This window comes from Holospora elegans E1 (assembly GCF_000648275.1).
Classification (GTDB): domain Bacteria; phylum Pseudomonadota; class Alphaproteobacteria; order Holosporales; family Holosporaceae; genus Holospora; species Holospora undulata_A.
The window spans coordinates 1-9489 of record NZ_BAUP01000114.1 but is presented as its reverse complement, the minus strand read 5'-3'; the positions used below and the strand labels follow the sequence as shown (position 1 = coordinate 9489).

Here is a 9489-nt window from a genome sequence, read left to right as displayed (position 1 = left end):
GGGAAAAAGTGATGCATGAACTTGTTAAGACTAGCCGAAGTAAGTATGAAAGGAGTAAGAATCCCAGCTATAGCATCATTCACAAAGTGTTAAACCCACAGGAGCCTCAGAAAAAATAGGTATAGATGGGGGAAAAAGATGCGCAAACGGCATAGTGTTGTTGATAGGCAAGGCAATCTGCTCCATACACGGTTCATAAGGCCAATGACACAGGTGCTGGGTGCAGAGTTTTTAAGGAAGCGGTGCAAAAAATCCTACATTAAAGGAAGTGTGGCAGATTCTGGATATAGACCCCCCATGGATGAATTTGTTAGAACTCTATTGAATAAAACTATAGCAATCTCAAAGCGTATATCTCAAGGATGGGCTATACTTGCTAAAGCGTTGGATTGTCGAAAGAACATTTGCATGGCTAAATCATTTTCAAAAGGTATCTAAAGCATTATGAAATTGCCCTAGCGACTGCTGAAAACATGAGTATGATAGCGCCCATTCCATGATTCTATTAAGAAGATTAGCTAAATCGTGAATACGGGTTATAAAATTATTCCAAGCAATCGCCTATTTCAGGGAAAAGATAAAACGTTTTCTATTAAACAAAAGCAACGCTCGACATCGCCATTGGTTTGCAAGATTTCGTCCCCTCCCCCTTGCAAACACACGATCACTAGAAATGCTGGAGGTAACACTGCGTATTTTTTCGGCACTTCACGTTAATAAAACATTGAAAATTAACCATGCTATCTTTGGTTAAAGTTCTCTAAAATTATTTTTTATTTTTTTCTATATAAAAATCAAGAAAAAAAATTTATGTATTTATTATTTTTATATCTTCTCTTGATTTTTTTTAGAATTTTCAATATGTTTTCAAAGTAGAAATTAGCTAATATTTTTTATGAAATTGTTTTTGTTGCTTGTATGCTTACTTTCGGTTCAGGCGTTTTCTAACGCAGAGGGTAGTGAAAAATTTTTGAAAGATTTTCTTAATGAAAAAATAGAAAGCACAGAGTGCATCGATTATAGAAAAATTGCACAATGCTTACATGATTTATGTAAAGATGAAAAAGGAGATTCACTTTCTTATTCACTCTTAAAAGAAGCAAGAAAAGACATTGTTCAAAGAGTTTTTGAAAGAGTGAGTGTTCTAAGTTCTTCGAAAATTGATGTTTTTTTTGAACTTATTCCCGATCAACTAAAAACAAATTTTGTTTACTGTTCTTTTTATCGTGCAAATCGACATCAAAAATCTTTTTCAGCCCAACCAGCGGAATTTACAAAAAAACCGTTAGCTCTACTTTTTGATTTTTCTGATGAAGCTTTTAACTTTTTGATTAGTTCTTTTAAAAAACCGTGCTGGTGTGAACGTGAAAATTTTGAAAAATTTTCAAGTTTTATTAAATATTCTGGGGTTGGGCACTTTAATTGTGTGTTTGAAAATGAAAGATTACGAAAAGAACTTATTCCCTATTTAGAAGAAAGTTTTTTCGTTCTTTTTAAGTGTGGATACGAAACATCCGTAATCGATGTATTAACTGAAAACCAGTACTCGTTTATGAAAAATGAAAAAGTTCTTTCGGTATGTTTTGAAGCAATAGATCAGTTAGATGATAGGGTAAAAAGTAGATGGATTGAGGTAATGAGCAAGAGCGCCCCGATATTTTTTCGATACTTGAATTTTAAAAAAAAATTAGAAAAAGAAAGCCCAAGGCTTATTTGGAATTCTTTAAATCATTTATCAAAAGAAGGCGTTCCTTTAAACGCTATTTTCAGAATATTTAAAGGAAAAGATTTGGAATGTTTAATGCAAATAATTAAAGATAAAAAAGCAAACGAATATTCATGCTTTAGTTACCAAAAAACACAAGATGATCTTCTTACAAAAATGTTTATTGAAGACCACAAAAGCTTTTTGTTTTACCTAAATTTCACGAAAATGAGCTTCGAGGACTTTTCTGAAACGTTTAAAGAAGCGCTAGGAGAAAAATTAGAATATAATTTTTACTTTTTAAACAGTCTTCCAGACGAGTTGAAGAATTTTCATAAAAAACTTGTCGAATCTCTGCCTGAATCTAAGACTGTAAACCAAAGAATGATAAAAAGGGTTGAAGGATAAAGCTTTTTGTCTTACCAATACCAAAAAAAATCAAGGCATCATGAACCAAAGAGTTTAATCTAGACAAACTTTGGTTCATTATTTGAAAGTTTTTACCTTCCCCCAAACCAACACTATAGTAATTTAGGTTGAAGTAGGTGCAATAAAAGGAAAATGACAAAGAGCTACAGCAACGATTTAAGACAAAGGGGAATAGAATATTTATAACCTGTATTCATGATTTAACTAACCTTCGAAAAGGATTTAGCCAAGCAAATGTTCTTTCGGCAATCCAACGCTTTAGCAAGTATAGCCCATCCTTGAGATATACGCTCTGAGATTGCTGTAGTTTTATTCAATATATTTCTTACAAATTCCTCCATGGGGTTTCTATATCCAGCATCTGCACACACTCAATGTAGGATAATTTTTGTACCGCTTCCTAAAAAACTCTGCACCCAGCACCTGTGTCATTGGCCTTATGAACCGTGATATGGATCAGATTGCCTTGCGTATCAACAACACTATGCCGTTTACGTATCTTTTTCCCCCATCTATACCTATTTTTTCTGAGGCTCCTGTGGGGTTAACACTTGTTTTAACACTTTGTGAATGATGCTATAGCTGGGATTCTTGCTCCTTTCATACTTAATTCGGCTTGTCTTAACAAGTTCATGCATCACTTTTTCCCATCTCCCCTTAATCCTATATCGTCTATAAAACGAATGTACCGTCCATTGACAACCGCTCTTGATTATATAACATACTGCTTTACCCCCTCTTTTTTGTTGTATTTTCTTCTATTTCTGTAATTCCCGCTATCAAAATGATGCTTTATCACATTCCACTCTCTCTTTTAAATCGCTTGAATAATTCATCTTCTACACCTTCAAGCCTTGTATATTATACCTTTTTATTCATGAATACAGGCTCTTGGAGGTATTAAAGCATCGCACCTGTTTAAAATAAGTGTATCAGCGATAGGTAGGTGGCATAGAAAATACAGACAAGAAGACAGGTATTTTCCTAAGAGACGTGGTAGCTCAGAAAAAAATATTAACTTAGAGAAGCTTGAAGTGCACGTCAAAGAACCCCAAGATACGACCTTGAAAAAAGCCGCTCAAGAATTTGGGGTACAATCAGCTACTGGTTAAAAAGATTAGGCTATAGCTAAAAAAAAGACTTTTCGCACTTAGAAGCAAGCAAAGAAAAGTCAGTATCAAGAATCGATCAAGATATAGCGTATCCAAGTCTTGTATATATTGATAAAAGCAGCATTGATAGGCTATGTGCAAAGACAGAAACTGGGGAAGAAACAGTGAAAAGTTGGCTGGCAAAAAGAGTGGGAAATAGTATCAAAGAACAAATAGTATTGCCGGTTTGGTTAACAACACGCCGATAACACCAATGGTTTTTAACGGACTTGGGTAGAAAAATTTCTGATCAAGGAACTAAAGCCTAGTCAAGGTGTTATTATGCATCTTTTCATAAATCCAAGAGAAGTACAGAATTAATGGAATCTGTAAAATGCAGTATAATTTTTCTCCCCTCTTACTTTTCTGATTTGAATCCAATAGAAAAATTCTGGGCTAATATGAAGAGGTGACAATATACTAAATTTCAACGCTCTATTCGATACTATTTCGTGATTCTTTAAAATATCTAATTCAACCTAAATTACTATATTGTGCTCTAATAATTTACATATCAAGCATTACTGTCTTTTTACACTCTCTCTATAATCTTTATAAAAAATTATGTCAAGCCAAAACTGGATTGTCGATACCTTTCTCTTGAAGGAATTATTTTTTAAAATTTTGAGAGGAATTAAAGAAAGATCTTGTAGAAAAAGTAGTATTTTTTACACCTCCTAATGCCTCTGTAATTAAACGCTCACAATAAGCAGCCTTAAGGTTTTGCTTAGGATTGAAAAAATTTTGGCACAACTCACCCTTATTATTTACTATAGTTTCTAAAAATTCTTTTTCTTTGTCTTCTTTGCGAAACTCCCAAATATATTTAGCTAAATTGGAAAACGCTTTCTTTACTTTTTCGGCATTTTTTTCTGTAAGATCTCCAGAGTTGCTTACTTCAACTAACGATTTATGCGCTCGAATAATTTCTTTTGTTTTGAGAGAGAGATCTTTTTCAAAGCGTTTAATAGCATCTGGTGCGTACCTCAAAGCATATGCCTTTTTATTCCATTCGTCCTTAAAATCTTCAAAATTTCTCCATAACCATGGAGAAGAAGAATCAAGATTAGAAGAATCTAAATTAGAAAATGCGCTTTGCAATCCCATTACGCCTAAACCCAAAAGTAAGAAATGTACCTTCTTATACTTGCTCACGTATATTTTATTGTACGTAGTACCAACACATTTTAGCGTAAAAAATTTTAAAAAAACATTTTTTTGATTTATAGTAATTTTTGAAAAAAGTGTTGCTTTTTTATTTATTGTACATTTTTATTCAACATCCCCCTTATTAAGACTGATTGTGCTAACATTTCACAAAATTACCTTTGCTTCTTTTTATCTTGAATATCGTTTTCTTTTAACAAAATAAACTGAAAACGCTTTACGCAGCATTTTTTCTATTAAATAGTGTCGTCACGGGAAATTCAACCAAATAAAAAGATATCTAATTTGAGCAGAAGCAAGAAATGAAGAAGTGTTTTTGCGTATCGCGGTGCAAGTTCTCTTCAGCAGTTTAGGTAAAAAAATGCGTTCTCTCAAAACGTCTAAGCTTATAAATATCTTTTTGTGTTCCATTGGGAAATAACAGGATTTATGTTGTTTTTTCTTGCCTCATCAACAATTTGATTGATATCATCTCCTTGATTTGCAAGAAGATTTTTAGCGTCTATTTCTTCAACACACAGGCTAGCTTGTTTGCAATCATCAGCGTTACTTGATGTAATAATCTCTGACCGGCATCTATCATCTTCCCCCTCATAGTCTGGATTGACAGTCAGTTTTTTTAAAAGATTTTCCAAAATTGTTTTTACAATCAGTCTTCACAGTTAAGCCAACCGACAAATTAGTATTATTGAATGGGGGATTATAACTTTGTGTTTCGTCGGTTGAGCGCCTATTTCATACTCCTTGGCTAATCGCCCAAAATGATTTAGCTAAGTAAATGTTCTCTCTATACTCTATCTTTTTGCTAAAATTGCCCAACCCGGCGTAATAGGTTCCGAAATCTCTACGACCTTCTTCAATATGTTTTGAACAACTCTTCGAACGTTTTACGATAATTTTTACGATAACCAGCATCTAGTCATACGCCTTGAATCGATGAATTATTTTACACCTACCTCATGCAAATACCTTTCATTCCGCAACAATGTGAACATTTACATGCAAAATATGTCCTTGGGTATCCGTGATACTATGGCGTTTACGTCCTTTGACCTTTTTTCCCCTATTAATCCCTTGATTTACAGCTTTGTCCGTTGTTTTTTCACTTTATAAGTTAATTTAGACTGTAGGGCGGATTAGCATTTAGTCCATTGTTTATCCGGATTTTTTTCACAAAATCCCTTATCATTTTCTCCCCAATTCTGCTTTGTCTTGCTTGCATGTAATACCATTTCCCGATACTAAATGGAGAAATACGAGGCGGTGCATATACTTTTCACAATTGTATTTTTTAACTTGCGCACAAACTCGCACAGCACCGCTTCTAAAGCCCAAAGGAGTTCGTAAATCTTGTTCGATAGGATAATGTTTTTTATATAGAGCCATAATCTTTCGACCGGGTGAAGCTCTGGTGAATATGCAGGAAGATAAAAAATAGGAATATTGCCAGGGATTTTTAAAGCCTTGGATTTATGCCACCCTTCTCCACCCATGATCAACGCAATTTTATTAGACGGATACCCCTGCTCAGATAAAAATACATTCATATGCTCAGTATCGAGATTAGGTAAAATTACTTCCGTCAAATGTTAACTGCGCTATAAAGATAGAAATTTTGGTAACCGATTTTAAATAAAATTTGTGTCTTGGTACCGCGCTCATAATCCGTGACTTTTGGAATGAGTGCCAAATCTCGATTCATCAAAAAACGATACGTGCGATGGCTTGAAATTAGCTATTTCCCAGCTAATATTTTTTTTAAATTCAGCAACTTATGTTTTGCTCATGATATACCAAGAACGCATGAATACTCTGATAAAGGTAAGCGGTGCTATGGCTCTCATACCTCTGGGGAGCAAAGGGGGGAACAAATCCCATAGGCGCTTTAATTGGCAAATCTATAAATTGCAATTGGTTTGATATCTGGCTTACACAAGGGGTTACATCTTGGGTACAGCAGATTTTATTACCAAACCTTCCAAAAGAAAACGGTAGTGTTACGGATAATTCCATTATCAATAAAGGGAAAGCAGTGCAAAAAATGCTAAAAGATGCGGGGAATAGTTTGCTTTATTTTCCTCATTATTCCCCTGATCTCAATTCTATTGAGAAAAAATGGCCCCAAGCAAAACACATAAGAAGAACATTAACTTGTTCAATTGATCACTTATTTCAATTCCATTTTTCGTAATCTTTTTGTACTGATTTAGCTGTATGACTTTCCAGTTAATTGCTTTGCGCATGTTGTGGGTTGATAGTGACTCTGTGCTGATACATGTAAATGATCTCCTTTAAAACAATTGTTTGCACGAAACATACTGTCTACGCACAGAATGTATTTGTATAAAACAGCAAAGTATGTCAAGATAAAGCTGCGCATGAGAGGAAATAAAATAATTTTGGAATTGAGTATGATGACGACACTTTTTGATTTACATGGGAAGGCTGGACTTAAACAGTATGTTTGGAAATTTACTAAATACTATAAACTATACATCGCTTTACTTATTGTCATAGCCGTGGTTGCAGGTGGGTGTGAAATTTCAGTTGATTATAAAATTAAAGAAATCATCGATGCCATATCATCTAATAACGCAGACAATCTTATATATTTACTCTTTCTTTTTGTATTGTATAAATTTTTGCATCACGGTTCGTATTTTGCACAACGTTGCCTTGATATTAAATATAAGCCTGCGATCTTAGAGTATGTAGTTAAAGATATTTATAGCAAGACAATAGGACATTCACTTCATTGGTTTGATTCTCATTTATCAGGAGAGACATCTAGTAAAATTGAAGACTTCCAGGATGGAATGGTTACGTTAATTACTTGTTTGTTTAAAACTTTTCATATCATCGTCACGATTATAATTACCCTATTTTTTATACTGCATGTAAATGTGCTTACAGGCTTGGTCCTGGGATTGTTTGTTATAATCTATACGCCAATAATATATTTATTGCTGAAAAGGCAATTGGAGCTACAAGAATCTTATGTTAATGCTAAGCAAGAAGCTATGGGGATTATTAACGATTCAATTGCCAATATCTTTGGCATCAAGGTAATTGGCGATTTAATATCGGAATTCAAATTAAAGCTAACCCCCGCAATAAATAAATGGAGAGCGTGGGATTATAAAACCCGTCAATTTGATGCGTATTATGTAGATAATGCAGACACGTTAATGGTAGTTACGCTGAATGCTGTGCAAATATATTTATTAGCTTTCCTCTTTAAGAATGGCGATATTAGCGCAGGTAGTTTTGCTTTTATCGCTATGATTACGCTTAAAATTCATGCGCAGCTTGATGCCTTTTTAGAGAATCTTTTATTTAATGTAAACCCAAAAATGGCACAAATTAAATCTTCCTATTCCTTTATTAATACAAAGCTTGACGTAGAGGATAAAGAAAATGCAAAAGCCTTAGCTGTGTTTGAAGGCTCCATAAATTATCAAAACGTTCACTTTAGCTACGGAGAAAATGGCAAATTAGTGTTGCATGATTTTAACTTAAAAATTCGAGCAGGAGAAAGGCTTGGTATTGTTGGTACATCAGGTGCAGGCAAAACAACTATGATCAAATGCTTACTGAGGTATTTTGATGTGACAGAGGGAGGTATATTCCTTGGAGATCAAGATATTAGAGATATAACACAAGATTCATTGCGCAAATTAATATCAATAATACCACAAGATATTACAATGTTTCATAGAAGTATCATGGATAATCTAAAACTGGCAAAGTACGATGCCACTGAGGAAGAGATCATATCCGCATGCATCAAAGCAAGAATACATAATGATATTATTGCAATGCCGCAAGGATACAATACTATTGTTGGTGAGCGTGGCGTTAAGTTAAGCGGTGGCCAAAGACAAAGAGTCGCAATTGCTCGTGCAATTTTAAAAAATGCACCTATTCTTATCCTAGATGAAGCAACAAGTAGCTTGGATACCCATACAGAGCAATTAATCCAGAAATCTATTAATGAACTTTTAGATAGCAGCGGTGCAACTGTCATAGCTATTGCCCATAGGTTATCCACTCTCAAACATACTGACAGAATTATTGTCCTCGATAAAGGTAAGCTCGTAGAAGACGGCACTCACATTGAGCTTCTTGCAAAAACAGGGCTTTATAAACACTTATGGGATGCCCAAGTTGGTGGCTTTTTGGGTGATGAGAAAGTAGAAGATTAATTATGATGATAGTGCCACGTTTAATTTTAAGGAAAGATAGCAGAATTTTATTAACAAGAAGAAGTTCGAACAACACATGGGCTTCCCATTGGCATTGCGTAACATAGAGTGTTGAGGTTGGCGAATCACAAAAAGAAGAAAAGGTTCGGGAATCCAAAGAAAAAGTTGGACTTAGGCTTAAGAATGTGGCTTTAAAAACGAAGATTTTTCTTATAGAGAAAAATCTTTTTGATTCTATGAAAAAATAAAATTTTTTTAGCAAAAAAGTATGTATAGTAATTTAGCTTGAAAGTGGGACAGCGTGGTGCTATTTTTAACAGAAAATGACGAAGAAACAATACAGCTTCGATCTAAGAAAGCAATTAATAGAATATATTCAACTTGGTAACGATCAAAAAACGCCATACAAAGTATTTAAAGTTAGTAAAAGCAGCGTAAGTAGGGGGAGTATAAGATAAAAAAAAGAAGGGATAATTAGGTCTACCCCACGGTTGGAGTAAAGATAAAATAGCCCCAGAGAAGCTAAGGATTTACGTTCCAGCCAATAGAGATAAGAAATGAGCTGAAATAGCAAAACTATTTAACGCAAGTATTTGTTCTGTATGGGAGAGTTGCGAGATAAGGTAATTTTTGGTATAAGAAGGAAAAAATCAAGGCAAGGTGAAAGAAGTGTCGAGCACGCAAATAACAATGGTAAGTTTAGAAGAGGTAGTAAGTAAGGACCATCAGTATAGGAAATTTAAATCAATATTCAGCTTTAGTAAGGTTAAGGATGAAGTGTAGCGGTAGAAAGTAAAGCTAACTACAAGGGATACGGAGTATTACGGTTATT

General features: G+C 34.3%; 11 protein-coding genes and 2 pseudogenes. 8 read left to right on the top strand and 5 right to left on the bottom strand.

The window, feature by feature from the left end; all coding sequences use genetic code 11:
• Positions 1-138 precede the first annotated feature (138 nt).
• Together HE1_RS08295 and HE1_RS04660 are read left to right on the top strand one after the other, a co-directional pair.
• Entirely contained in the window at positions 139-438 is a 300-nt protein-coding gene (locus tag HE1_RS08295) for a hypothetical protein (protein ID WP_035545263.1), read from the top strand.
• Between the two features lie 457 nt (positions 439-895).
• The gene (locus HE1_RS04660) at positions 896-2113 is read left to right on the top strand and encodes a hypothetical protein (protein WP_035545260.1); all 1218 of its coding nucleotides are present in this window, start codon (positions 896-898) and stop codon (positions 2111-2113) included.
• A 221-nt stretch (positions 2114-2334) separates the two neighbouring features.
• On the opposite strand, the gene HE1_RS07440 is transcribed toward HE1_RS04660, so the two are convergent.
• The gene (locus HE1_RS07440) at positions 2335-2505 is read right to left on the bottom strand and encodes a hypothetical protein (protein ID WP_242837207.1); all 171 of its coding nucleotides are present in this window, start codon (positions 2503-2505) and stop codon (positions 2335-2337) included.
• Positions 2506-2522: 17 nt separating this feature from the next.
• Here HE1_RS07440 and HE1_RS09055 point away from each other — a divergent pair, with 17 nt between their 5' ends.
• From HE1_RS09055 to HE1_RS10435, 3 genes and pseudogenes are all read left to right on the top strand, one after another.
• Positions 2523-2708, top strand: coding sequence for a hypothetical protein (locus HE1_RS09055; RefSeq protein WP_162531269.1), 186 nt, complete (start codon positions 2523-2525; stop codon positions 2706-2708).
• Between the two features lie 307 nt (positions 2709-3015).
• Positions 3016-3246 (top strand): IS630 transposase-related protein, encoded by a 231-nt coding sequence (locus HE1_RS07435; protein WP_306301904.1) that lies wholly within the window; start codon positions 3016-3018, stop codon positions 3244-3246.
• A gap of 335 nt (positions 3247-3581) precedes the next feature.
• Positions 3582-3698, top strand: a pseudogene (locus tag HE1_RS10435) (transposase); the annotation flags it as partial.
• A gap of 196 nt (positions 3699-3894) precedes the next feature.
• Here the strand turns inward: HE1_RS10435 and HE1_RS04655 are convergent.
• From HE1_RS04655 to HE1_RS04640, 4 genes and pseudogenes are all read right to left on the bottom strand, one after another.
• Complete coding sequence (locus tag HE1_RS04655; protein WP_035545257.1) at positions 3895-4392, bottom strand: hypothetical protein; 498 nt, start codon at positions 4390-4392, stop codon at positions 3895-3897.
• 446 nt (positions 4393-4838) lie between these two features.
• On the bottom strand, positions 4839-5087 hold the full coding sequence (locus HE1_RS04650; protein ID WP_035545251.1) for a hypothetical protein: 249 nt from the start codon (positions 5085-5087) through the stop codon (positions 4839-4841).
• 367 nt (positions 5088-5454) lie between these two features.
• Positions 5455-5559, bottom strand: a pseudogene (locus tag HE1_RS10430) (IS5/IS1182 family transposase); the annotation flags it as partial.
• Positions 5560-5693: 134 nt separating this feature from the next.
• Positions 5694-6038 (bottom strand): transposase, encoded by a 345-nt coding sequence (locus tag HE1_RS04640; protein WP_162480364.1) that lies wholly within the window; start codon positions 6036-6038, stop codon positions 5694-5696.
• 242 nt (positions 6039-6280) lie between these two features.
• Here HE1_RS04640 and HE1_RS10425 point away from each other — a divergent pair, with 242 nt between their 5' ends.
• The 3 genes from HE1_RS10425 (at position 6281) to HE1_RS10420 (ending at position 9115) form a co-directional block, all read left to right on the top strand.
• Entirely contained in the window at positions 6281-6643 is a 363-nt protein-coding gene (locus HE1_RS10425; protein ID WP_052567377.1) for a transposase, read from the top strand.
• A gap of 148 nt (positions 6644-6791) precedes the next feature.
• Entirely contained in the window at positions 6792-8657 is a 1866-nt protein-coding gene (locus HE1_RS04630) for an ABC transporter ATP-binding protein (RefSeq protein WP_162531270.1), read from the top strand.
• 323 nt (positions 8658-8980) lie between these two features.
• Complete coding sequence (locus HE1_RS10420; RefSeq protein ID WP_152531078.1) at positions 8981-9115, top strand: IS630 transposase-related protein; 135 nt, start codon at positions 8981-8983, stop codon at positions 9113-9115.
• Positions 9116-9489: the final 374 nt, after the last annotated feature.